This window comes from Anaerotignum sp. (assembly GCF_045122575.1).
In the GTDB taxonomy this organism is placed as follows: domain Bacteria; phylum Bacillota; class Clostridia; order Lachnospirales; family Anaerotignaceae; genus Anaerotignum_A.
In genome coordinates this window covers 13,082-37,278 of the sequence record NZ_JBGVHV010000068.1, presented here as the reverse complement: position 1 = coordinate 37,278, position 24,197 = coordinate 13,082, and the positions used below count along the sequence as shown (strand labels likewise).

19 protein-coding genes, 2 tRNA genes and 2 pseudogenes are annotated in these 24,197 nt (G+C 47.6%); 3 read left to right on the top strand and 20 right to left on the bottom strand.

Translation table 11 applies throughout. The features are described 5' to 3' along the window. The 7 genes and pseudogenes from ACJMLT_RS03220 to ACJMLT_RS03190 all read right to left on the bottom strand — a co-directional run. A pseudogene (locus tag ACJMLT_RS03220) lies at positions 1-1,284 on the bottom strand (hypothetical protein); the annotation flags it as partial. Positions 1,285-1,397: 113 nt separating this feature from the next. Next, positions 1,398-2,012: pseudogene (pth, locus tag ACJMLT_RS03215) on the bottom strand (aminoacyl-tRNA hydrolase); the annotation flags it as partial. A gap of 178 nt (positions 2,013-2,190) precedes the next feature. After that, entirely contained in the window at positions 2,191-3,168 is a 978-nt protein-coding gene (locus ACJMLT_RS03210; RefSeq protein WP_405726501.1) for a 2-hydroxyacid dehydrogenase, read from the bottom strand. Between the two features lie 353 nt (positions 3,169-3,521). Beyond that, complete coding sequence (locus tag ACJMLT_RS03205) at positions 3,522-4,469, bottom strand: ribose-phosphate diphosphokinase (RefSeq protein ID WP_405726504.1); 948 nt, start codon at positions 4,467-4,469, stop codon at positions 3,522-3,524. A 129-nt stretch (positions 4,470-4,598) separates the two neighbouring features. Continuing rightward, entirely contained in the window at positions 4,599-5,963 is a 1,365-nt protein-coding gene (gene glmU, locus ACJMLT_RS03200; protein WP_405726498.1) for a bifunctional UDP-N-acetylglucosamine diphosphorylase/glucosamine-1-phosphate N-acetyltransferase GlmU, read from the bottom strand. A 165-nt stretch (positions 5,964-6,128) separates the two neighbouring features. Continuing rightward, positions 6,129-7,247, bottom strand: a complete 1,119-nt coding sequence (gene glgD, locus ACJMLT_RS03195) for a glucose-1-phosphate adenylyltransferase subunit GlgD (protein ID WP_405726495.1) — start codon at positions 7,245-7,247, stop codon at positions 6,129-6,131. 3 nt (positions 7,248-7,250) lie between these two features. Then, positions 7,251-8,522: a glucose-1-phosphate adenylyltransferase gene (locus tag ACJMLT_RS03190; protein ID WP_405726492.1), complete on the bottom strand. Its 1,272-nt coding sequence runs from the start codon at positions 8,520-8,522 to the stop codon at positions 7,251-7,253. Positions 8,523-8,866: 344 nt separating this feature from the next. On the opposite strand from ACJMLT_RS03190, the gene murC reads away from it, so the two are divergent. Next, positions 8,867-10,240: a UDP-N-acetylmuramate--L-alanine ligase gene (gene murC, locus ACJMLT_RS03185; protein WP_405726489.1), complete on the top strand. Its 1,374-nt coding sequence runs from the start codon at positions 8,867-8,869 to the stop codon at positions 10,238-10,240. Between the two features lie 146 nt (positions 10,241-10,386). Here the strand turns inward: murC and ACJMLT_RS03180 are convergent, their stop codons facing one another. The 8 genes from ACJMLT_RS03180 to murA form a co-directional block, all read right to left on the bottom strand. Next, positions 10,387-10,593, bottom strand: a complete 207-nt coding sequence (locus tag ACJMLT_RS03180) for a hypothetical protein (RefSeq protein ID WP_405726486.1) — start codon at positions 10,591-10,593, stop codon at positions 10,387-10,389. A gap of 15 nt (positions 10,594-10,608) precedes the next feature. Then, the gene (rlmH, locus tag ACJMLT_RS03175) at positions 10,609-11,088 is read right to left on the bottom strand and encodes a 23S rRNA (pseudouridine(1915)-N(3))-methyltransferase RlmH (RefSeq protein WP_405726483.1); all 480 of its coding nucleotides are present in this window, start codon (positions 11,086-11,088) and stop codon (positions 10,609-10,611) included. A 12-nt stretch (positions 11,089-11,100) separates the two neighbouring features. Further along, positions 11,101-11,895 carry an MBL fold metallo-hydrolase gene (locus ACJMLT_RS03170; protein ID WP_405726480.1) on the bottom strand — a complete coding sequence of 265 codons (795 nt, stop codon included), beginning with the start codon at positions 11,893-11,895 and terminating at the stop codon, positions 11,101-11,103. A 66-nt stretch (positions 11,896-11,961) separates the two neighbouring features. Then, complete coding sequence (locus ACJMLT_RS03165) at positions 11,962-13,221, bottom strand: UDP-N-acetylglucosamine 1-carboxyvinyltransferase (protein WP_405726477.1); 1,260 nt, start codon at positions 13,219-13,221, stop codon at positions 11,962-11,964. A gap of 483 nt (positions 13,222-13,704) precedes the next feature. After that, a tRNA-Met gene (locus ACJMLT_RS03160) sits at positions 13,705-13,778 on the bottom strand. Positions 13,779-13,852: 74 nt separating this feature from the next. After that, positions 13,853-14,566, bottom strand: coding sequence for a M48 family metallopeptidase (locus ACJMLT_RS03155; RefSeq protein ID WP_405726474.1), 714 nt, complete (start codon positions 14,564-14,566; stop codon positions 13,853-13,855). Positions 14,567-14,704: 138 nt separating this feature from the next. Next, positions 14,705-16,546, bottom strand: coding sequence for an ATP-dependent zinc metalloprotease FtsH (gene ftsH / locus ACJMLT_RS03150; RefSeq protein ID WP_405726471.1), 1,842 nt, complete (start codon positions 16,544-16,546; stop codon positions 14,705-14,707). Between the two features lie 139 nt (positions 16,547-16,685). Continuing rightward, positions 16,686-17,948, bottom strand: coding sequence for a UDP-N-acetylglucosamine 1-carboxyvinyltransferase (gene murA / locus ACJMLT_RS03145; protein ID WP_405726468.1), 1,263 nt, complete (start codon positions 17,946-17,948; stop codon positions 16,686-16,688). A 177-nt stretch (positions 17,949-18,125) separates the two neighbouring features. On the opposite strand from murA, the gene ACJMLT_RS03140 reads away from it, so the two are divergent. Beyond that, a tRNA-Gly gene (locus ACJMLT_RS03140) sits at positions 18,126-18,196 on the top strand. A gap of 56 nt (positions 18,197-18,252) precedes the next feature. On the opposite strand, the gene ACJMLT_RS03135 is transcribed toward ACJMLT_RS03140, so the two are convergent. The 5 genes from ACJMLT_RS03135 to ACJMLT_RS03115 form a co-directional block, all read right to left on the bottom strand. Beyond that, complete coding sequence (locus tag ACJMLT_RS03135) at positions 18,253-19,113, bottom strand: hypothetical protein (RefSeq protein ID WP_405726465.1); 861 nt, start codon at positions 19,111-19,113, stop codon at positions 18,253-18,255. 19 nt (positions 19,114-19,132) lie between these two features. Continuing rightward, positions 19,133-20,545: a hypothetical protein gene (locus ACJMLT_RS03130; RefSeq protein WP_405726462.1), complete on the bottom strand. Its 1,413-nt coding sequence runs from the start codon at positions 20,543-20,545 to the stop codon at positions 19,133-19,135. A gap of 37 nt (positions 20,546-20,582) precedes the next feature. Continuing rightward, positions 20,583-21,011, bottom strand: a complete 429-nt coding sequence (locus ACJMLT_RS03125; protein WP_405726459.1) for a hypothetical protein — start codon at positions 21,009-21,011, stop codon at positions 20,583-20,585. A 231-nt stretch (positions 21,012-21,242) separates the two neighbouring features. Further along, on the bottom strand, positions 21,243-23,027 hold the full coding sequence (locus ACJMLT_RS03120) for an ATP-binding protein (RefSeq protein WP_405726456.1): 1,785 nt from the start codon (positions 23,025-23,027) through the stop codon (positions 21,243-21,245). A gap of 26 nt (positions 23,028-23,053) precedes the next feature. Next, positions 23,054-23,752: a response regulator gene (locus ACJMLT_RS03115; protein WP_405726453.1), complete on the bottom strand. Its 699-nt coding sequence runs from the start codon at positions 23,750-23,752 to the stop codon at positions 23,054-23,056. A 169-nt stretch (positions 23,753-23,921) separates the two neighbouring features. Here ACJMLT_RS03115 and ACJMLT_RS03110 point away from each other — a divergent pair, with 169 nt between their 5' ends. Continuing rightward, positions 23,922-24,173, top strand: coding sequence for a hypothetical protein (locus ACJMLT_RS03110; protein WP_405726450.1), 252 nt, complete (start codon positions 23,922-23,924; stop codon positions 24,171-24,173). The last annotated feature ends 24 nt before the right edge of the window (positions 24,174-24,197 follow it).

Below are 24,197 nucleotides of genomic sequence, written 5' to 3'. Positions count from 1 at the left end.
CGCCATGCGCTGGGCTCTGGTGCCGCTGCCGGCAAGGATGAGGGTACGGAAATTTTCTTTTTTCAGATACTGCAGTTCTTCCACGAACAGATCTGCCCGCTGCTGGAAGGAAGGGGTCGAGCGAACAGCAAAATCCGCTACTGCCTTGGGATGGAAATCCGCCGTGCGCTGGCTCAGCCCTGCAAAGAGGACTGTAGCAAAGCCTTCCATCTGCTGCAAAATATCGGCATACCGATAGAGCATATGGCTCTGGCCGGGCAGCAGGTAGCCCTGCTCAATACGGCCTTTTACAGATTCCTGATATTCCTCCGTCAGGATATCCATGTGCTCCCGAATGCGTTCCGGCTCATCGATGCAAAGGATGGTGTTTTCATTCAGATAAGAAAGCAGGCTGACAGTCTCGTCATAAAAATAATCCACATAGGCACCTACGGCAGGCAGGGTATGCTCCGCCCGCAGCAGTTCCGCATCTTCCCCGATATGTTCCCGTAGACGTTCCGCCGCTTCTTCCCAGCCTTTTTTCTCCAGATTTTTCAGCGTTTTTATATATTCCTTTGTGATGCGGTCAGCCGTTTCCGCCGCCTGTTCTTCCGTATAGACCATTTCCCGCATAGGAAAGATTTCCGTTTCCTCCAATCGATCCACAGAACGCTGACTCTGGGCATCCATGCTGCGGATGGAATCGATCTCATCATCCCAGAATTCGATACGAACCGCATCCTCTGCCGTCAGAGACCAGACATCCAGAATGCCGCCGCGCAGGGTAAACTGACCGGGGCTTTCCACCAGTTCCGTCCGTTCATACCCCATGACCACCAGCTTTCTGGTCAGGTCGGAGATCTCCGCCACATCCCCCGGCTTCAGCTTCAGCAGGAAAGAGGAAAAAACGTCTTTTTTCGGATATTTATCCAAGAGAGCCTCCATAGAGGCAACAATGACAGGAGTCTCCCCTTTCAGCAATCGTTCCAGTACAAGGAACCGCTGACGGTTCATTTCCATGCTATGCACATCGGCACTGTAAAAGAGGATATCCTTGGCGGGATAATAGACGCAGTCCTTTTCGAAAAAGGCCATCCCCTCCAGAATTTCCTTTGCCCGCAGTTCACTGTAAGTCAGGATGAAAAGGGGGCTGTTGGTCTGTTGCTTCAGACAACAGGCCAGATGATTTTTTGCAGCATCAATCACCCCTGTGGCAAAAACAGGGGTCTGTTTTTCCTTTATGCTGTGCAATACCTGCTGAAAACTGCCCAGTTCCAGCAGGGGTTCCATGAGGGCTTTCATCATTCCGTCACTTCTTTCGTTGTTTCTGCAGAAATTTCTTTCGTTTCAACGGGTTCTTTTTTCTGTTCTGCTTCGGTTTTTTCCGCCTCAGACCGTTCCTTCTGTTTTTTCATGGTTTTGGGCTTCTGATTCACACGGTTTGCTGCTTCTGCAATGCCGCGGGAAAGCATCAGTTCCACGCCTTTCACGGCTTTGTCCATGCCTTCGTCCATGGCAGGCAGATCATCTTCGTTGAATTTTCCCAGAACGTAATCGGCTAAGTCCCAGCCGCTGGGCTTTTCGCCAATGCCGACTTTGATACGATAGAACTGATCTGTGCCCATCTGATCGATGATATTGCGGATCCCGTTATGGCCGCCGTGGCTGCCCTTTTCACGGATACGCACACTGCCGCAGGGCAGGCTGGTATCGTCAAAAATGACAACAAATCTTTCCAGTGGAATTTTATAGAAATTTACAATTTCTCTTACACTTTCCCCGCTCAGATTCATATATGTCTGAGGTTTTACCAGCAGCACACGCTTGTTGCGAATGGTGCCATCACCGACAAAGGCCTTGTTTTTAAATTTGTCTACTTTGATATCATATTTTTCCGCCAGTCGATCGATAACCTTGAACCCAACATTATGCTTGGTTTCTTCATACTGTCTGCCGGGGTTGCCCAGACCAACGATGCAGTAAAATTCCTGTCCTTTGGATTCCTGATTTTTGAATCTGTCAAATAAACCCATGATTATTCCTCCTATGATTCTATACACAACGAAATGCTCTAATCAAAAAATTAGAGCTGTTCCAAACAATATTATCTTGTTCTTTTCTGCCGTCATTATAGCACAAAAAGAGAAATAAAAAAAGGCGGATGTTTTCACATCCGCCTTTGGAATCTAACTAATATGTAATCAGATCAGATTATTTTACTTCGTTAACCAGTTCTTCGCCAGCCAGGAATGCTTTAGCATTTTCCAGAGTGATCAGAGCCATCTGTTCCAGAGCGTCAACTGTCAGGAATGCCTGGTGACCGGACAGAACGAATTTAGGGTTAGCCAGCAGTCTTGCCAGTGTAGGATCTTTTTCTTTGTCCATGCAGTTTTCGAAGAAGTATTCATGTTCTTTTTCGCAAACGTCAGCACCTACGCCACGGAATTTGCCTGCTTCCAGAGCATCAGCCAGAGCTTCGGAATCAACCAGACCACCACGAGCAACGTTGATGAAGATAACGCCATCTTTCATTTTGGAGATAGCTTCAGCGTTGATCATGTGTTTTGTAGCGGGCATCAGAGGGCAGTGGATTGTGATAACGTCGGACTGAGCATACAGTTCATCCAGTGTTACATATTCCAGACCCAGGTTGGGGTTGGGGAATGCATCGTAAGCCAGGATTTTCATGCCGTAGCCTTTCAGGATGTCGATCATGCACTGACCGATTTTACCTGTACCGATAACACCAGCTGTTTTGCCGTGCAGGCAGATACCTGTCAGACCAGCGATGTCGAAGTTGAATTTTGTTGTTCTTTCCCAGCCCAGGTGTGTGTTTCTGTTGATTGTCATCAGCAGAGCAGCACCCTGTTCAGCAACAGACTGAGGGGAGTAAGCGGGTACACGCAGAACGGGCAGACCAGCAGCTTTTGCAGCTTCCAGATCTACGGAGTCGAAACCTGCGCATCTCAGCAGCAGAACTTTGATACCCAGATCTTTCAGTGTGTTAACAACTTCTGCGGGCAGTTCGTCGTTAACGAAAGAGCATGTAGCATCGTGACCAGCAGCCAGGTGAGCTGTTGCGGGTGTCAGTCTTTCGTTGAAGAATGTGATTTCATAGCCGTATTTTTCTGCCATAGGTTTGAAGCCGTCAACCCAGTAAGATTTTGTGTCGAAAAATGCAATTTTCATTTGAATCTTCCTCCTAAGAAAATAAAAATTTTAATAAATTGTGGGTAGTAAAATTTTTATAGCAAACGGAGCAAATCCCAGACTGCGTATGGGCATATTTCCTGCCTCCGCTTGTTTTACTTTTAACAATATAATCTATTTCACCTACTTTGTCAACCACATTACCAAAAAATTGTAAGTTTTGCCAGTTGGTTTTTTCCGCGAAAATCAAAAAAGCACCAGTTTCCCGGAGGATTCCAACAGGGGTTTTTGGGCATTATTTTTTCTTGCTCCGGAATGAACAATTTTACAGTCAGAACGCAAAAAAAGACCCACTCCTAAGAGTGGGTCTTTGCTTTCATTGCAAATGAAAATCAGTCAAACAGCTGAGAAATAGAAACACCTTTGTGGATACAGTTGATCGCATCTGCAAACATATCTGCAACGGAAACCATTGTGATCTTGTCGATTTTCTTTTCTTCGGGCAGTTCGATGGTATCCAGAACCAGCAGCTCTGTGATTGCGGAGTTGTTGATTCTTTCCAGAGCAGGGCCGCTCAGAACACCGTGTGTGCAGCATGCATCAACTTCAACAGCACCTCTTTCTTTCAGTGCGTTTGCAGCGTTTGTGATTGTACCTGCTGTGTCGATCATATCGTCAACCAGAATTACTTTTTTACCTTCGATATCACCGATGATGTTCATGATTTCGCTGACATTTGCTTTAGGTCTGCGTTTATCGATGATCGCAATAGGGATATTCAGTTTTTCAGCAAATTTTCTAACTCTTGTTACGCTGCCCAGGTCGGGAGAAACTGCAACAAAGTCTCTTTCCAGTTCTTCGCCGTATTTGTTGATGTAGAAGTTTGTCAGCAGAGGGCTGCCAACCAGGTTATCTACGGGGATATCGAAGAAGCCCTGGATCTGTGCACAGTGCAGATCCATTGTCAGCACACGGTCAGCACCTGCACTTGTCAGGATGTTTGCAACCAGTTTTGCACTGATGGGATCTCTTGCTCTTGCTTTTCTGTCCTGACGAGCATAGCCATAGTAAGGCATAACTGCTGTGATTCTTGCTGCGGATGCACGTTTCATCGCATCGATCATGATCAGCAGTTCCATCAGGTTGTCATTTACAGGATAGGATGTGGACTGAATGATGAATACGTCCGCACCACGGATTGTTTCATTGATTTTTACGGAAATTTCGCCATCGCTGAATTTTTCAACTTCGCAATCGCCCAGTTTCAGGCCCAGTTTGCTTGCGATGGATTCTGCCAGCTCTTTGTTGGAATTGCAGGCAAAAACTTTGATGTTGCTAATGCCGGAATTAAGCATGTGTTTGTCCCCCTATAAAAATATCTTTTAGGTAATATAAGCCCATACAATATTATGTTACACCGAAAAGCCGAGAAATTCAACCAAATTTCGACATTTTTTTCAGATTCGTGATTATTTTCTCTTTTCTACCCAGCCTTCGATGATCTGCTGTCTTGCCCTTGCAACGGCCAGCACTTCTTCAGGAACGTCTCTTGTGATGGTAGAACCTGCTGCAATATAAGAACCTTTTTTCACAGTTACGGGGGCAACCAGATTTACGTTGCAGCCAACAAATACGCCGTCTTCTACAACAGTACGGTGTTTTTTCTTGCCGTCATAGTTTACCATAATGCTGCCGCAGCCAAAGTTGATCTTTTCGCCGGCATCTGTGTCACCAACATAAGCCAGATGAGGGATCTTTGTGCCGTCGCCCACATTGGAGTTTTTCACTTCAACGAAGTCGCCCACTTTTACTTTGTTGCCGATATGGCAGTTGGGACGGATATAGGCATAAGGGCCTACCGTTGTTTCGTTGCCGATTTCGGATTCAATGGCTGTGGAATTCTGGAATTTCACACCATCGCCCAGTTTCATATCTGTCAGTCTGGAGTGAGGGCCGATTTCGCAGTCTTCGCCAATGATCGTTTTACCTTCGATCACACAGCCGGGCAGGATCACTGTGTCGCTGCCGATCACAACGTCGCTGCCGATATATGTGTTTGCGGGATCCACGATCGTCACGCCATTTTCCATATGTTTGCGGTTGATGCGGTTTTTCATAATCTGTGCCGCTTCTGCCAGCTGTACACGGCTGTTTACGCCAAAGAATTCATCTGCATCTCTGGCAATGACCGCTTCTACCTTTTCGCCTTCTTTCAGGATCAGTTCCAGACAATCTGTCAGGTAGTATTCCCCCTGGGCATTGTTGTTATTCAACTTGCCCAGAGATGCTTTCAGCGCTTTGCCGTTGAAAATATAGATCCCTGTATTGATCTCGTTGATCAGTCTTTCTGTTTCGGAAGCATCTTTGTGTTCCACGATGCGCAGAAATGCACCATGATCGTCTCTCATGATTCTGCCGTAACCTGTGGGGTCTTCCACCTTGGAGGATACCACTGTTACACCGTGGCCTTCGCAGCGGTGTACTTCCACCAGTTTCGCCAGTGTTTCCCCTGTGATCAGGGGTGTATCCCCGTACAGGATCATCATGTCACTGTTTTCATCGATGAAGTCGCCTGCCATCATCACTGCATGACCTGTGCCCTTCTGTTCTGCCTGCAGGGCAAAGGAAACACCTTCGGATCTGATGCCTTCCTTTACCATTTCTGCCTTATGGCCAACCACAACGCAAACGTCTTCTGCGCCGCAGCCTTTTGCTGTTTCAATCACATAGTCCACCATGCTCTTATTCAGGATTTCATGAAGTACTTTGGGTTTTTTAGATTTCATACGGGAGCCTTCACCGGCTGCCAGAATGATCGCTTTCAGATTTTTCATATATTTTCCTCCTCCGTCAAGCCCTGACGTGAATATTCAAAATGTATACACAACTTATTAAGTATCTCATTTTTCCCGATAAAATTCAATATGCTCTTTTACTAAAAAACCTGAGAAAACAAAGAAAAGTCTTAGACCTTTCGGTCTAAGACTTTCTGATAATTCTTAAAGAACGGTTTCCTTTTTCAGGATCGCAGGCTCTGCAGCAGATGTGCCAATCACTTTCTGGCCTGCAGTCAGAACAACGTATTTGTCCAGGATCGCATTTTCAACCACGCAGTTTTCGCCGATCTGGCAGCCTTCCATCAGGATGGAATTTTTCACAACTGCGCCTACGCCTACGCGAACTTTACGGAATACTACGCAATGTTCCACTTTACCATCGAAAATGGAGCCGCTGCCTGTGATTGTATCTTTTACATCCGCACCTCTGTTGAATTTTGCAGGAGGTTCATCCTTAGGTTTTGTAGCGATGTAAGGATATTCACTTACGAAATGATCTCTTACTTCTTTGTTCAGGAAGTCCATATTTGCTGCGAAATATGCTGCTGTACCTGCACCAACAGAATTCCAGTAGCCATTGTATTCATAGCCATAGATCTTCAGTGTAGGGATGAAACGGATGATAATATCCTTAACCAGATCATATTTGCCTTCAGGGATCGCCTGTTCCAGCAGGTTGATCAGCAGTGTTCTGGAGATCACATAGATACCCAGAGATGCATTTTCAGATTTAGGCTGTGCGGGTTTTTCTTCAAAGCCCATCAGTCTGCCGTCTTCAGCAACTTCCATAACACCGAATTTGGACAGATCCTTACCAGCCATGTTCTGGTATACAACAGTGATATCTGCGCCTTTTGCAACGTGTTCTTTGATCACTTTCTTGTAATCCATTTTGTAAATGGAGTCACCGGATGTGATCACAACATATTCTTCGTTGCTGCGTTTCAGGAATGTCATGTTCTGATAAATGGAGTCCGCTGTACCACGGAACCATGTGGAACCTTCTTTGCTTGTGTAAGGTGTGAATACAAACAGACCGCCCTGTTTTCTACCGAAGTCCCACCATTTAGAGGACATCAGATGGTCTCTCAGGGAACGGGAGTTGAACTGTGTCAGAACAGCAACCTTACCGATACCGCTGCTGGACATATTGCTCAATGTAAAGTCAATGGCACGATAACAGCTGCCTACGGGCAGTGCCGCTGCTGCACGATGGTCAGTCAGAACACCCAGTCTGCCGTCATTGTTACCGCCTGCCAGAATAATACCGATTGCTTTCATTGCTTACACCTCCCTGATTACAGATTTACCGCTTGCCAGTTTACCGTCGGGATAGTCTGCAGCAACTGTTGCACCGGAAATTACACAGTTTTTACCCATTACAACGCCATCGGGAACGATGGAGTTCATGCCCATAACTGTGATGCCTGTATTGTAGATTGCAGGTTTCAGTTCGTTGGGAACATCTTCGCCAACGCCCATCTGCACGTTTTTACCGATCTTACATTTTTCATCAATGACACATTTGTCAACCAGAGAACCTTCACCGATCACTGTGCCTGCCATGATGATGGAATCTTTTACCACTGCGCCTTTTTCAACGATAACGCCGGGGCCCAGAATGGAGCTGTAAACTTCACCATAAACTTCACAGCCGTCAGACAGCAGGGATTCTTCCACTTTAGCATCTGCTGCTGTGTACTGAGGAGGCTGATGATCGCTGTTTGTATAGATTTTCCAGAAATCTTCATACAGGTCGAATTCCGGCAGAGTACGGATCAGATCCATGTTGGATTCCCAGTAGGACTGGATTGTACCTACATCTTTCCAGTAACCCTGGAATCTCCATGCATACATGGGCTGGCCTTCTTCCAGCATTTTGGGGATAATGTGTTTACCGAAGTCACTGTCGGGATGGATAGAGTTATCTTCGATCAGTGCTTCACGCAGTCTGTCCCATGTGAAGATATAAATCCCCATGGAAGCCAGATTGCTCTTAGGATTTGCAGGTTTTTCTTCAAATTCGTAAATCTTGTCGCCTGCTTCTGTATTCATGATACCAAAGCGGCTTGCTTCGTCCATAGGAACTTCCATAACAGCGATTGTCGCTGCTGCACCATTTTCCTTATGACAGCGAAGCATTTCAGAATAGTCCATCTTATAGATGTGGTCACCGGACAGGATCAGGACATATTCCGGATCATAGCTGTCGATGAAATCGATATTCTGATAAATGGCATTTGCTGTACCATTGAACCATTCGCCGGAATCTCCGACTTTTACATGAGGCGCAAGGATCGTCACACCGCCATTTTTCTTATCCAGATCCCAAGGAATACCGATACCGATATGCTGGTTCAGACGCAGAGGCTGATACTGTGTCAGTACACCCACTGTGTCAACACCGGAATTGATACAGTTGCTTAAAGGGAAATCGATAATACGATAACGCCCACCATAAGCCACTGCAGGCTTTGCTACTTTTCTTGTCAGCACACCCAGACGGCTGCCTTGACCCCCCGCCAGTAACATTGCAATCATTTCTTTTTTGCGCATATTGCTAACACCCCACTCTTTTCAGGTTGTATATATATACCAAAGTACACACTTCGATGTATTTATTATAACACATGGCTTTTTTAATGCAAATGAATTCCAATAAAATATTTACCGAAATTTAGTAAAATTCGTCAACTTTTTGCCCAAATGTCACAAAAAGATAGTTAAGATTATGGTACTTTCGTAGGATTATCCCTTCTCCATTCTGTATAAAATATAGAAATACCAGGGGGGGAGATTGCCATTCCAACTCCTGTATACTATAATGATAAACGAAATATATATATGCATAAATCAAGAAAAAAACACCCATTTCAACAGGAATTGAGGCGAAGAAAAATATGACAACATTTAAAAAAGATCAGCATATTTATTTCATCGGCATCGGCGGCATCAGCATGTCCGGGCTGGCTGAAATTCTGGTTGACCGCGGTTGCAGAGTATCCGGCACGGATCTGAAGGAATCTCCTGTGGTGAAACATCTGCAGAGCCTTGGCATTCAGGTCAACTTTGGTCACAGAAAAGAAAACATCACCGATGACGTGGATCTGGTAGTCTATACCGCAGCGATCCATCCCGATAACCCCGAACTGATGGCAGCCAATGAAAAAGGCATCCCTCTGATGGACAGAGCCCATCTTCTGGGTGAGATCATGGGCGAATATGGCAACTCCATCGCCGTAGCCGGCACTCACGGCAAAACCACGACCACCTCTATGGTCTCCGAGATCCTGCTGGCGGCAGACACTGACCCTACCATCACCGTCGGCGGCATTCTGCCTACCATCGGCAGCAATCTGAAGATCGGCCATTCTCCCTTCTTCGTAGCAGAAGCCTGCGAATATTTCGACAGCTTCCTGCAGTTCCGTCCCATGGTCGGCGTGATCCTGAATGTGGAAAGCGACCATCTGGACTATTTTGAAGATCTGGCCCATATCCGCCGTTCCTTCCACGCTTTTGCCCAGCGCGTACCCACAGAAGGAGCTGTCATCATCAATCAGGAGATCGAAAACGTGGAAGAACTGACAGCAGAACTGGACTGCACCGCCGAAACCTTCGGTATGCAGGACGGTGCCACATGGCAGGCAAAAAATATCGTACACGAAAACGACGGCACCAATTCCTTTGATGTATATTACAAAGGCGCATTTTTCGGCCCCATCCATCTGAACGTGCCCGGTGACCATAATATTATGAACGCGCTGGCATCCATCGCTTCCGCCCACTATCTGGGCATCGATGCAGAAGACTGCCGCAAAGGCCTGTTGCATTTCGGCGGCACAGACCGTCGCTTCCAGCGCAAAGGTGAAAAGAACGGTATTCAGGTCATCGATGACTATGCACACCATCCTACAGAGATCAGAGCAGCTCTGGCGGCAGCGAAAAAGGTACAGCATAACAAGACATGGTGCGTATTCCAGCCCCACACCTACTCCAGAACAAAGTTCCTGTTTGATGAGTTCGGCGAATCTTTCGCAGATGCAGATGAAATCATCGTTGCGGATATCTTTGCCGCAAGGGAAGCGCTGGACGAAAGCATCACCGCAGCCATGCTGGCGGAACGAGTGGCCCAGACAGGCAAACCTGCCCGCTATGTAGGTGATTTCGATGCCATCCGCGCTTATCTGGAAGAACACTGCAAAGCAGGCGATCTGCTGATGACAGTGGGCGCAGGGGATGTATTCAAGATCGGCGAAGCGTTCCTGCAGTCTTAATTTCTTGAGGGCTTTGCCCTCAAACTCCCACCAAGGGAGTCACTCCCTTGGAACCCGATTTGCAGCAAACTTCGTTTGTTGCGGAGAATAAAATAATACGCATAAAAATAAGCCCCGAAAAAAATCGGGGCTTTTCTCATTTTCACTCAGTCTTCGGAAGGGAAGATCACTGTGCTTTCCAGTCCTTCGCCGGTCTGCGCCTTTTCCTGTGTTTCCATCACAACAGCATTCTGCTTTGCTTCTTCCTCTGCCTTTTTCTCGTCATTTTTGCCGTCCAGCAGCATGAACAGTGCCATAAACCAGCATACCAGACCAACAAAACGCAGCATTTTTGCTTTTTTCTTTTTATCCATGATATCTTTCCTCTCTTATTTGTGGTAGGGTTCGTTTCTCTGAATTCTTTCAGAACGGTAGATCTGCTCCAGCAGTACCACACGCATCATCTGATGGGGGAATGTCATCTTGGAGAAACTCAGCGCATAATCCGCCCGCTGCATTACCGCAGGAGATAAGCCCAGAGAACCGCCGATGATAAACACCATGTGGCTCACGCCGCCAACCGCCTTTTTCGCCATGAAATCCGCCAGTTCCTCGGAAGAAAGCATCTTGCCTTCCACCGCCAGCGCCACCACAAAGGCATCATCCTTCACATTTTTCAGGATCCGCTGCCCTTCCTTATCCTTGACCTCCGCCTCCTGAGCAGGGCTCATGGTTTCGGGGGCTTTTTCGTCCGCCAGCTCGATGATCTCCAGCTTCATATAACGGCTCAGGCGCTTGCTGTATTCCTGAATGGCATCCCGCCAATATTTTTCCTTTAATTTGCCGACACAAACGATCGTAACCTTCATCGCAGCCTCCTGTTACAGTTCCACTTTCACGCCGTTGCGGAAACGGCTCGCCATATCCATTTTCAGGTGCGTCCCCACTTCGATCTGTTTTTTTCTCAAAATACCCTCAACTGTTTCATAAGCAAGGTGGGGATCATTATTATCCGCACTAAGATGTCCCAGAAAAACATATTTCAGTTTCCCAGACATGATCTCTGTCAGAAGCTCCCCTGCAGCCACATTGGAAAGATGCCCTCTTTCCCCAAGGATGCGCTGTTTCAGATGCCAGGGATAGCTGCCCTTTTTCACCATATCGATATCGTGGTTGGATTCCAGCAGCAGCAGGTCGCTGCCCTCCAGATTTTCACGGATGGTATCCGTCACATGGCCGATATCCGTTGCCAGGGTGATTTTCTTTCCCTCGGCGAAAATATTATAGCCCACCGGTTCTGCCGCGTCATGGGGGATGGAAAAGGGCTTCACGCAGAGATCATTGATGGGACACATTTCATCCCCGTAAATGATCCGCTTGTTGCTGGGTGCAATCTTCCCAAGGCTGCCTTCCATGGCCGCCCATGTTTCCGCTGTGGCAAACACGGGAATATCAAACCTTCTGGAAAGGATGCCCGCCCCTTTGATATGGTCTACATGTTCATGGGTAATGAACAGGGCATCGATATCGCTGCCCGTCAGTTTCAGTTCTGCCAGCCCTTCCTCGATCTTCTTGCCGCTGATGCCCGCATCGATCAGAATTCTGGTATGGTCAGAGCCGATATATGTACAGTTGCCGCTGCTTCCGCTGGCAATGGTGCAAAATTCCAGCCGCAAGATGATCACCTCTTTTCTATAAAATGAGCTTCGAATGAAATATCCGAAGCCCGTTTTGTTTTCTGATTATTCGCCTTTGATACGCGTAATGTCTGCGCCCATGGCATTGAACTTGTCTTCCACATGTTCATAGCCTCTGTCGATATAGCGCACACCGCTGATCTTTGTTTCGCCTTCTGCCGCCATTGCCGCCAAGATCATTGCCGCACCAGCACGCAGGTCTGTAGCAGTTACTTCCGCACCGTTGAAGTGCTTAATGCCGTGGATCGTTGCTTTTCTGCCTTCGATATCCACATTCGCGCCCATTTTGCGCAGTTCATCCATATACTGGTAACGGTTTTCCCAGACATTTTCTGTCAGAACACTTGTGCCGTTGCAGACTGCCAGCAGTGTGGCGATCTGGGGCTGCAGGTCTGTGGGGAAGCCGGGATAAGCCATGGTTTTTACATTGACTGCCCGCAGGGGTTCATCCGCCATTACACGAATGGAATCTTCCCATTCCGCTACCTTCACGCGCATTTCTTCCAGCTTTGCTGTCAGAGAATCCATGTGCTTGGGAATGATATTTTTTACCAGCACATCGCCGCCTGTGATGGCTGCTGCGATCATGTATGTGCCTGCTTCGATCTGGTCGGGAATGATGGTGTACTGGGCACCCTTCAGTTCCTTTACACCTTTGATACGGATCACATCTGTACCGGCGCCTTTGATATTTGCGCCCATCATGTTCAGATAGTTTGCTGTATCTACAACATGGGGTTCTTTTGCTGCATTTTCAATTGTTGTTGTGCCTTCTGCCATAGTCGCAGCCAGCATGACGTTGATGGTCGCGCCTACGCTCACCTGATCCATGTAGATAGAGGTACCGACCAGTTTTTCCGCATAAGCCTTTACCATACCGTCTTCTTCGATAACAGTCGCACCCAGGGCACGGAAGCCTTTCAGGTGCAGATCGATGGGACGTTTGCCAAAGTTGCAGCCGCCGGGCATTGCCACTTCCGCCTTTTTATAGCGAGCCAGCAGCGCACCGATCAGGTAGTAGGAAGCGCGCATTTTCTGTACGCCTTCAAAATCCGCCTTATAGCTTACGCCTTCGTTACAATCGATCTCCAGCGTGTGTTCATCTACAAATCTGCATTTGCCGCCCATTTCTTCGATGGTGTGACAAATATTTCTTACGTCTTCAATGGCAGGCAGATTTTCCAGTACGCTGACGCCTGTTGCCATCACAGCTGCAGGGATCACTGCTACCGCTGCATTTTTTGCACCGCTGACAGTTACTTCGCCTTTCAGTCTCTTACCGCCTTTTACAACGAGTTTATCCATAAAAACATACATCCTTCCAAATTCTCCAAAGGACAATCTATATCACTGAATGCCGAAATATCAGCATTCCTCAAAAAATAGTCGTTTTTTCTATATTTCGCCCTATAACATTCGGATTATATCACAAAAACCATTCACTGCAAAGTATTTTTTTCGCGAAGCCTTGATTTTCGGGGAAAAAGTCGAATTTTGTCACAAAAAAAGTATTGCTTTCGTACAGTCCGCCTTTACTGCTGAACAAAAAAAGACACTCTTCTTAGGTGTCCTTCTTTAATAAAATTGCGGAGATCGGTCAGTACTTTGCTTCGCAAAGCCAGCTTCGCTGTCCCATCGGAGGCTTTACCTCCTAGCTAGCGGCTCTGCCGCAATGGCCCCTTCCCGGGCGGTACGCGATTTGACCTGCGACTCCTCCGTCGGTCGCAGATTTATTCTATTTCTTAAAACAACAAAAAGGAATACCATACGGTATTCCTTTTTCGTGAATTGCGGAGACAGGATTTGAACCTGCGACCTCCGGGTTATGAGCCCGACGAGCTACCGGACTGCTCTACTCCGCGTCAGTATGAACTTTACTTTTTTATTATAGCGCAGGGGAAGGGTTTTGTCAAATCCTCCCCCGATTTTTCGAAAATTATACGCCATCCTTGAAATTTTTTTCCAGTTTTTCCTTCCGTTCCTTCCAGTCAGGCATCAGCTGCCCCATCAGGTCATAAAAGGATTTCCCATGATGGGGATAGCGGAAATGCAGCAATTCATGGAGGATGACCTGCTCAATGCATTCCTCCTCTGCCTTCATCAGCTGCAGATTCAGACGGATGGTTGCCCCCGTCGTGGTGCAGCTGCCCCAGATGCTTTTCATATTTCTGACCTTGATCTGCGGTCTCTTTATATAATATTCTGCCACCAGAGGATATATTCTATCCATGATTTCTTCAAATTTTTTCTCCGCTTCTTCCTTCAGCCAGTCCAGATAGGCTTCCTTCAGGGGATTTGGCCGCAGAGTAGGATTGCAGAAGGTCAGGGTGCCTTCCTCAAAAGAAACATTCCGCTCCCCCTGTTCCAGAATCAGATGGTAGGGCTTGCCCAGATAAAAAACCATTTTCCCGTCATTCAGGCTGGTATCGGGCATTTCGCTTCTGATCTTTTCGATCTCCGCCAGATGCATGATGATCCATGACGTTTTAGAGCGGACAAATTCATCGATCACCTCAAAGGGCACATGCTTCCCCGCAGAAACTGCTACCTTACCGTATTTATTGACGCGCAGATTGATATATTTCACGTTTTTACGGGTCAGTTCATATTCAATTTCTATGCCTTCAAAGGGAATCGAATGACGAGACATAAAAAACCTTCTTTCTTCAAAAATAACCTTTTTATTTATTTTACACTTCAAAAAAAAGATTGTCTACATGATATTCCTGACAACAGAGAAAAAGCAGAGCCTCTACGACTCTGCTTCTCCATTTCTCTGATCTTTTTGTCATGCTTCACTATGGTTCAGAATATCCATAAATTCCTGACCGGTAATGGTCTCTTTTTCCAGAAGGTGTGCTGCAATCTCATCCAGTTTATCTCTATTTTCCTGCAGGATACGATATGCCTTGTCATGGGCCTCTTTTACCAGTGCCACAACTGCCTTATCGATTTTCGCCGCCGTTTCATTAGAGCAGGCCAAGGAAGTATCTCCGCCCAGATACTGATTGGTCACGGTTTCCAATGCCACCATGCCGAACTCTTCACTCATGCCGTAACGGGTGATCATTCCTCTGGCCAGACGGGTCGCCTGTTCAATATCATTGGATGCCCCTGTGGTAACAGAGCCGAATTTCAATTCTTCCGCCGCACGTCCTCCTGTGAATGTGGTAATTTTATTAAAAAGTTCTTCTTTGTTCATCAGGAATTTTTCTCCCTCATCCACCTGCAGGGTATAGCCTAAGGCACCGCTGGTTCTGGGGATGATGGTGATTTTCTGGACGGGGGCAGAATTTTTCTGTTTGGCCGCCACCAACGCATGACCCACTTCGTGGTAAGCGATGATTTCTTTTTCCTCTTTGGAAATGACCGTTCCTTTGCGCTGATAGCCCGCAAGAATCACTTCCACACTTTCCATCAGGTCATTCTGGGTCACCTTCGTTCTTCCCATACGGACAGCACGGAGCGCCGCCTCGTTGATGATATTAGCCAATTCCGCGCCGGATGCTCCTGAAGTTGCTCTGGCGATGGCATCAAAATCAATATCCTCTTCCATTTTGATTTTTTCTGCATGCACCTGCAGGATCGCTTCTCTGCCCTTCAGGTCGGGCAGTTCCACAGGAATACGTCTGTCGAACCGTCCGGGACGCAGCAATGCTTTATCCAGTGTTTCCGGCCTGTTGGTTGCCGCAAGGATGACAACGCCTTTCTTACCGTCAAAGCCGTCCATTTCCGTCAACAGCTGATTCAGGGTCTGTTCTCTTTCATCGTTGCCACCCATGCCGCCTCCGTCACGTTTTTTGCCGATGGTATCGATCTCATCGATGAATACGATACAGGGGGCTTTTTCATTTGCCTGTTTAAACAGGTCACGCACCTTCGCCGCACCCATACCAACGAACATTTCCACAAATTCAGAACCGGAAATGGAGAAGAAGGGCACATCTGCCTCCCCTGCCACTGCCTGAGCCAATAATGTTTTCCCTGTACCGGGAGGGCCTACCAGCAACGCCCCCTTGGGCATCTTGGCCCCTACCTCCGTATATTTCTGGGGGTTATGGAGGAAATCCACAATCTCATGCAATGCTTCCTTGGCTTCGTCCTGTCCTGCCACGTCTTTGAATGTTTTTCCTGTCTGGGCTTTCACATAAATTTTTGCGTTGGCCTTGCCAAAGGACATGGTGGGCCCGCCCATCTTGCCCATGAACCGTTTCGTGATCATGCGCCAGCCAAAGAAAAAAAGAAGGAACATAATGAGCGTGCTGACCAGAGGGGAGATCTCCTTGGGTCTGACTTCTCCGAAGGATGCCCCTGCTTCATACAGACGTTCCACCAGCTGTGGGTCATCCATACGGACAGTGGAATATACCTTCGGCTCACTGCCCTCCGCAAAGATAGTCGTTGTCTGTTCTGCAGGCTCATCCTTCAGGAAGAAATAAATCACATCTTCATTGATCTCCGCCTGAGAAATATTCTTTTCCTGCATTTCTGTCAGAAACACATCATAATTGACCTGCCGGATGCTGTTTTTCGCCATGAAAGGCAGAAAAAACATATTGATGACACCCATGACCAGCAGGGCGATCAGCCAATAATATAATAAAGGCTTCCTTTGATTTTTCATTTCCATATCGATACAACTCGCTTTCCTGTTTCAATCATTTTCAATTATGTAGCCGAAGGGGTACACCTTCGGATGCTACTGAGTATAGCAGGGAAATACATGCAAACTTTGAACGAACTGTAAAAGATTTATGAACACTACCATTTTATTCCTTTTCTCTTCGAATATTGGCTCCCAGTTTCCGCAGCTTTTCATCGATGCGGTCATAGCCCCTTTCGATGTGGTAAATATCACTGATCTCCGTATCTCCCTTGGCCGCCAGCGCGGAAAGGATCAGGGCAGCTCCCGCCCGCAGGTCTGTGGCCCGCACCTTCGCCCCCGTCATGCTCTCCACGCCCTCGATAACGGCACTGCGGCTGTCTATTTTGATATCCGCCCCCATCCGCTGCAGTTCGCCCGCATGCAGGAAACGATTTTCAAACACCGTTTCCGTAATGACGCTGGTGCCTTTTGCCACCGCCATCAGGCTCATAAACTGAGCCTGCATATCCGTAGGGAATCCGGGATAGGGCATGGTCTTTAACTGAATGGGATGCAGCTTTCCCCTGCGATAAACCCGCAGCCCTTCTGCCGTGACCTCTGTTTTTACGTTGCACTCTGCCAGTTTGGCGATGACCGGCTTCAGATGTTCCTCTTTCACATTTTCCAGCAGGATATCGCCGCCGGTGATGGCTGCCGCTGTCATAAAGGTGCCTGCCTCGATACGATCGGGGATCACCCGATGGACTGCCCCATGGAGCGCCGTCACCCCCGTGACTGTAATGGTGTCCGTGCCGTCTCCTTCGATCTGTGCTCCCATTTCCCGCAGAAAATCTGCCAGATCGCAAATTTCAGGCTCTGCTGCCGCATTTTCCACTGTAGTCTTTCCTTTTGCCAGAACTGCTGCCAACAGGATATTTTCCGTTGCTCCCACGCTGGGAAAATCCAGATAGATCTCTCCGCCCTTTAATGTCTTCGCCGCCAGTTCCACCATGCCATGTTCCTGTTTGCTTTTCGCCCCCATGGTCTGAAACCCCTTCAGATGCAGGTCAATGGGACGGCTGCCGATCTGACACCCTCCCGGCAACGGCAATTTCACCTGTCCACAGCGCCCCAGCAGAGCCCCTGCCGCCAGAAAAGAGGCTCGCATCTTCCCTGCGGCTTCAGATTCCTCCTCTGTCCGACCGATGGTTTCTGCCCGCACCGTGACTCTTTCCTTTTCCGCATCAAACCGAACTTCCGCCCCAAAGCCCTGCAGCAGTTCCACCATATGGCACACATCCGAAAGAGGCGGTACATTTTGGATCTCGCAGGTCTCATGGGTCAGCAGACAGGCCGCCAGAATCGGCAAAACCGCATTTTTCGACCCGCTAATCTGCACCCTTCCCTGCAAACCCTTCTCCATACCTGTCACCAGAAATTTTTCCACACCGCATCCCTCGCATCCCGAATTTTTTTCTGATGCTAGTATACCCGCCGAATCCGATGAAACTCCTGCGAAGAAAAAGAATCTTCCTGTAATATTGTCAAATTTTTGAAAAAAATTGAGATAAAATTATACTTTACAAAATCCCGGAATATGATAAAATAAAAAAGTCAAAAAGATGCGGGCGTAGTTTATCGGTAGAATGAAAGCTTCCCAAGCTTTAGAGGTGGGTTCGACTCCCATCGCCCGCTGAAAAACAAAAAAGTCTTAACGCAGATGCGTTAAGACTTTTTCTTTTTTCTGTGATTTATTCCTTATGGAAGATCTGACAGGTATATCCATTAACCAGATACGGTTCTGGCTCTTCCAACAGATAGATGCGATAGCAGGGATCCAGATAGATCGCTCCGTCAGTGGATGCCGTGCTGCGCTCCATTTTGTCATAGCCCAGTTCGATCCGGTGAATGGTTGCCTGCTGTTCCTCGCTGTTTTTCTTCCATTCTCGCATAAAGGTCAGCAAAGCTTCGTCAGAAAAGGCCAGTTCTCTTTTCTCTCCGCTGTCACCGACCACGGGGCAGTATTCAAATTCGATCTGCTTGATGCCCCCCTGGGTCACAAGAAAAGAAAAATAGTTGGCAAATACATTTTCCCGCTTATGCAGGCCGTAAAAATCAACGCGGTAGCCTTCCTCTGTTTCCGTTACCATGGGCTCATCATAGGCACCAAAGAAATAATCCGTGCCGTCCATAAATTTCTGAGCTTCCCACTGGGCATCGGCTTTGGTCATTTCCCCTTTGCCTGCTGCCACCGCTTCTCGCTTCAGCAGCCCCTGTGCGCCATTCAGCGTCAAAGAATCCGTTTTTCCATGATAAATATTCTGGTCACCTCTGACCGTCACTGTTGTTTTTTCCCCGCCGAAGAAAAGACGTTCCAGCGTCTCCTTGCTGTAGTCCGGCAGTTCCACTTCCAGTCTGGACATGGCCGCCGCATTGGTGGGCAGTTCCGTATACATGGTGATCCCATTCTGAGAAAGAACCTCAAAGATGGCACGCTCCTGAGCAGAGGTCATGGTATTTTCCTGTCTTTGTCTGTAATTGAGTCCTGCCAGTGCTACATTTAAAATCACCAGCAGAATGATGACGAATTTTTTCGCATTTCCCCACTCCATGGGCGTCCTCCTTTCTCCGTTATTCGCCCGCCGTTACGCCGGTCAGTTCTTTTTCCTGATCTGTATCCACAACGAAAGTATAGTCATACAGGGTCACCATCCACTTCAGGCGCATACTGCCTGTCAGATCTACATGGTAGCCCAGCGAGATATTTTTGACATCGGTGATATCTTTATCTTCCACCACGTTTTTATAGGTTTTGTTTGCATCATCCAGCGCGTCGATAAACTGTACATTGATATGTTCAGTTTCTTCCGCAGAAGGTTTGAAGTTTACCGCATAGCGGCGATATTCTTTGACCGCCTGATTGCGCAGGGTCACCTCGATGGCATGGGGCGCACCGATGCGGTCTCTGAGGGCCTGAGAAAGATTTACCGGCAGATTGTCCACCGCATAATCGAAGTAGTAGACCACTTCATTATTGATGGTACGTTCAATATCCGCCAGATAAATATCTGTTTTCAGAGAGTTATCATTTCTGAGGAAGTTACAGCAGATCTGATATCCTTCCAGAAGGTCTGTCCGTGTATTCCCCGTATAGTTTTCATAGTTGTAATATTCCAGCACCTTTGTTTCCGGATAATATCTGACCACCGTTTCACTGTCACTGAATACGAAGGTGCCATCCGCATCCTTACTGCTCCAGTCCACCGAGAAATTGTGGAAGAAATTCTTCACGGTATTTTCCAGCGCCGCACGGCTGGCTTCGCCGTCCTTTTCAAAAACAAAATCCCGTTCCAGAGGCGCATAGGTATAGGGCAGATTTGCCCACTGAGGCAGGAACATATTGCGCCACAGTACTGCCGCACTGGTACGCTGGCCGGTGGAAATATACCGCATATCTCCGCCTTTTGTTTCCAGAGATTCATACAGGACTGCAGAAGAACTGCCCGCTTCTCCGCTGAACAGCATACATTCGTTGGTGTCAGAATTAACAAAATACGCCTGACTTTCCTCTCCGCTGCGCATCGCCGGCACGATGGTGATATAGTCGAACCGTTCCAGTTTTTCATTTGTTTTCAGCTCTTTGTAATTTTCCAGATATTCTTCCGACGCGATCATAAAGTCATACTGCATGACGATGCAGGGTCCGGAAAGGATCTCCTTCCATTCGGCAACTTCTTTGCGAGGAGAAGCCTGATTTCTGTACAGAATCTCCCCTAAGGCATTATTTGCCATCTCCAGCATGGCGCTGCTCCCCACTTCATCGGGATAATAGACAGAAAAGGTGCCTTCGCCCTCCCCGATGGCATATCGGGTAGCAAGGAGCACATCCCCGTCCGCCTTCTGCTTGTCCGCAGAAAAACCGTCTACGAGAGAATAAAAAAAGTTATGGCCACTTGTTCCTTGCAGCCATAACTCTCCAGTCTGGTAAATCGCAGTTATGACCAACAGAACAATGACAAAATTCGTAATTTTGTATAATTTCATTTGATCTCACCGCTCTTATATCAAATTTTTCCGTTTTTTATCTTACATTCAGCCCGGGCAAAGCGATCATGCGCTGCAACTGTGTCTTCACTGTCTGGGAAACGCGCTTCACAACGACCTGCTCTGTTTTTCCGCCTGCCGTCATGCCGATATAGTTGTTTCCTCTTTCCAAAGGAAGCGTCACACTGAAGATGCCCATAGAGCCTACCGTCACAGCATCTCTATGGAGTTCCACCATATTGCCGAAACGGTTCATTTTGGAAACCGTGAAAACGACCTTTGTACCGGGGGCCGCTTCGCCGTAAACGATGCGGGCTTCCTCAAAGGTACATTCCACTTCTTCCGTTTTCATATTCAGCCCGCTGGAGATGGTTACAGGCAGCTCAGCCGCCAGAACACTGACAGGAGAAAAACAGAACATCATCGCCATAAAAATGCCGATCAGTTTCTTTCTGTATGCTTTCATGCCTGTCACCTCCTCCGGGAAAATTGTAATCATTCGAAATCGTATCAAAAAGCTCCGAAAGCGCATGGACTTTTTTTCTCTGCAAACAGACTTTTCGCTTATTTTGAGCTTTCTTATATTATACATCGCGAAGGTTACAATTATGTTACAGCCGCCTTACAGTTATCTTACATTATTTTACGAGGGATTCGCGGTTAGAAATCCCTGTAAAATCAACGTTTTCCAACAGTATCAGCTGTTCTGCTCCTCCCTTTCATATTCGAGGATGGGACGTTCTTTCGGGAACCACATGGTCATGGTCGTTCCCTTGCCGTATTCACTTTCTGCCGTCAGTTTACCGCCGTGAGTCTCCATGATCTCCTTGGCGATGGCAAGCCCCAGACCGGTACCACCCATGGCACGGCTGCGAGCTTTGTCTACCCGGTAGAAACGTTCAAAGATGCGGGGCAGGTCTTCTCTGGAAATACCCATGCCCGTATCTTTGACATTGATTTTGAAATATTTTTCGTCTTCTGTAATGAAGATGCGGATGGTTGCCTGTTCCAAACTGTATTTGATGGCATTGGTCACGATATTATTGACCACCTGACCCACACGGTCTCTGTCCCCGTGAACCACTACCATATGCTCATAAGGTCGGAAGGACAGCTGCTGGTTCTTCGCCTCTGCATGGATCTTGTTCTGACGAACAGTCATATTCAGGAAATCGTTCATTTCGATCTCTGTCATATCCAGTCTGACCTGTTTGTTGTCAAATCGGGTCAGCTGCAGCAGGTCACGCACCAGAAATGCCATTCTGTCTGCTTCGCTGTTGATGATGGTCAAAAATTCCGTTGCCAGTTCCTTTTCTTCCATGGCACCATCCAGCAGAGTTTCGGTATAGCTCTTTACCGTCGTCAGCGGGGTACGCAGCTCATGGGAAACGTTTGCCACAAATTCCTTACGCATATCGTCCAGTTTTTTCTGTTCCGTGATATCCTGCAGTACCACTACCAGACCTTCCATTTCCCCCTTCTTGCCATAATAAGGGGTGAAGTTGGCATTGATGAACTGCTTGCCTACGGGGAATGTCACCTTCTTGGAAGGTTCATTGCCCATATCCAGATATACACCGGAATTGATATCAAACTTACGGATAAAATCCGTAAAGGTCATATCCACTTTTCCTTCATGCAGCATGTTGGCTGCTGCAGCATTGGCCAGCATCAGGTTGCCGTCCTTATCAAAGGAAATCACGCCGTCACTCATGTTGTGAAGCAGGATCTCCAATCGGTTCTTTTCGCGGGAGATTTCCGACATATTCTTTGCCAGTTCCTCCGCCATGTAGTTAAAGCTGGAGGTCAGCTGACCGATCTCGTCGGTACTTCGCACCTTCAGACTCTGGCTCATATCCCCTTCCGCAAGGCTTTTCGCCCCCTTGGTCAGGGCAAGGATGGGCCCCGTCAGGGTCTGGGCAAAAACATAACCCATGATAGCCGCCAGCACCAGCGCCATGGCTACAGCGATGATGATCGTCTTAGTCGTTTCATTCAGACTGGTCTGCATATCGCTGGCATCCAGTCTGGTATAGATGATATAGGCTCCGTCCGCGCCGTCAACAGGCACGGCATAGCTCATCCATTCCCGCAGCAGCCCAAAGGCATCGGTACTCTTTTTCTGGGTGGAAAAAGAAGTCATCCCGTTCATGGCTGCAATGATGGACTGATCGGTATATTCGGGATAAGGTGCCTGCGTCACCGTGGTGGAGGCCATGGTGTCCCCCTCTATGCTGAGGATATTCCCCTGAATCCCTACGGCATTGGAAACCGTCTTCAACAGTTCCTGCTGGAAATCCTCCGGCTTGCCGCCCTCGATCACCTGTTCATTGATCTTTTCTGCATATCGCTCCAGTTCGCCTCTGGCCTTGTCGATCTCGATGTTACGAAGGGACAGCAGGATATACGTCCCGCTGACGATCATCACGATCAGCACCAAGCCCAGATACATCACAATGAGCTTCCATTTAATACTACGCATTCGCAAAAGCTTCTACCTCGCGTTTCTTAACAGTCAAAATAATAACCTACGCCTCTTTTTGTCAGGATATATGTGGGCTTGCCGGGTGCATCCTCCAGTTTTTCACGGAGACGACGGATGGTAACGTCCACTGTGCGGACATCGCCGTAATATTCATAGCCCCACACTTTTTCCAGCAGCGTTTCTCTGGAGAAAACCTGTCCTTTTCTTTCAGACAGGAATTTCAGCAGTTCAAATTCACGAAGGGTCAGATCCAGCGGTTTGCCGTCCTTACGCACTTCGTAACGGTCCAGATCGATGTCCAGTCGGCCGAAATTTCCTTCTGCCGCAGGCACTTCTTCCACCGCAGGCTCTTCTCTGTAAACCGTTTTGCGCAGGTTTGCCTTTACCCTTGCCATCAGTTCACGGACACCAAAGGGCTTTGTCACATAGTCATCTGCCCCCAGTTCCAGACCAAGGACTTTATCCAGTTCCTCCGCTCTGGCTGTCAGCATGATGATGGGCGTGTTTTTCTTTTCTCTGATTTTCTTGCAGGCTTCATACCCATCCATTTTCGGCATCATGATATCCAGCAGGATCAGGTCAGGATTTTCTTCCATGGCCATTTTCACGCCTTCTTCGCCGTCTGCCGCCTTGATGACCTGATAGCCTTCTTTTTTCAGATTAAATGCAATGATCTCTACGATATTTTTTTCATCGTCTACGATCAGGATCTTTCTGTCCATTCTTCTTCCTCTCCCTTCGGAAAGTTCCCAAATATATTGATTTACAATATTATAATTATACAGGAAAAAGCCCGAAAAGTAAACATTTCCGTCTGCCTTGCCAAACGGGACAAAAAATGCTATTTTTATAGCAGGAAGAAACCCGTCACCAAACAAGGAGGAGATATCCATGGGTGCAAAAAATAAAGTCATCGCAGGAGATTACACAGGGGCGCATATCGCTATGGCTGCCGGTCAGGTGGTACTGAACATCAGCCTGGGCAACATGATCATTCTGAACAAAAAAATGGTCGCTTCCCATGCTGTGGAAAGCGAAACCAAGGGTACGCATACCGTTTCCCTTACCTTTGCCGACGGCAAAAAAAGTCTGCTGGAACTGGACGATCAGATGTGCAAAGCACTGCTGGCGCAGTTATTTTAAAAGCAAAAACACACGCGAATTCAT

Bases quoted from the DNA above. Each gene is read 5' to 3' on its own strand.
- ACJMLT_RS03210 (WP_405726501.1), bottom strand. From the start codon at position 3,168: ATGAAAATTGCATTTTTCGACACAAAATCTTACTGGGTTGACGGCTTC.
- glmU (WP_405726498.1), bottom strand. From the start codon at position 5,963: ATGAAAAATCTGAAAGCGATCATTCTGGCAGCCGGTGAAGGCTCCCGT.
- glgD (WP_405726495.1), bottom strand. From the start codon at position 7,247: ATGAAAGCAATCGGTATTATTCTGGCAGGCGGTAACAATGACGGCAGA.
- ACJMLT_RS03190 (WP_405726492.1), bottom strand. From the start codon at position 8,522: ATGCGCAAAAAAGAAATGATTGCAATGTTACTGGCGGGGGGTCAAGGC.
- murC (WP_405726489.1), top strand. From the start codon at position 8,867: ATGACAACATTTAAAAAAGATCAGCATATTTATTTCATCGGCATCGGC.
- ACJMLT_RS03180 (WP_405726486.1), bottom strand. From the start codon at position 10,593: ATGGATAAAAAGAAAAAAGCAAAAATGCTGCGTTTTGTTGGTCTGGTA.
- rlmH (WP_405726483.1), bottom strand. From the start codon at position 11,088: ATGAAGGTTACGATCGTTTGTGTCGGCAAATTAAAGGAAAAATATTGG.
- ACJMLT_RS03165 (WP_405726477.1), bottom strand. From the start codon at position 13,221: ATGGATAAACTCGTTGTAAAAGGCGGTAAGAGACTGAAAGGCGAAGTA.
- ACJMLT_RS03155 (WP_405726474.1), bottom strand. From the start codon at position 14,566: ATGTCTCGTCATTCGATTCCCTTTGAAGGCATAGAAATTGAATATGAA.
- ftsH (WP_405726471.1), bottom strand. From the start codon at position 16,546: ATGGAAATGAAAAATCAAAGGAAGCCTTTATTATATTATTGGCTGATC.
- ACJMLT_RS03135 (WP_405726465.1), bottom strand. From the start codon at position 19,113: ATGGAGTGGGGAAATGCGAAAAAATTCGTCATCATTCTGCTGGTGATT.
- ACJMLT_RS03130 (WP_405726462.1), bottom strand. From the start codon at position 20,545: ATGAAATTATACAAAATTACGAATTTTGTCATTGTTCTGTTGGTCATA.
- ACJMLT_RS03125 (WP_405726459.1), bottom strand. From the start codon at position 21,011: ATGAAAGCATACAGAAAGAAACTGATCGGCATTTTTATGGCGATGATG.
- ACJMLT_RS03120 (WP_405726456.1), bottom strand. From the start codon at position 23,027: ATGCGTAGTATTAAATGGAAGCTCATTGTGATGTATCTGGGCTTGGTG.
- ACJMLT_RS03115 (WP_405726453.1), bottom strand. From the start codon at position 23,752: ATGGACAGAAAGATCCTGATCGTAGACGATGAAAAAAATATCGTAGAG.
- ACJMLT_RS03110 (WP_405726450.1), top strand. From the start codon at position 23,922: ATGGGTGCAAAAAATAAAGTCATCGCAGGAGATTACACAGGGGCGCAT.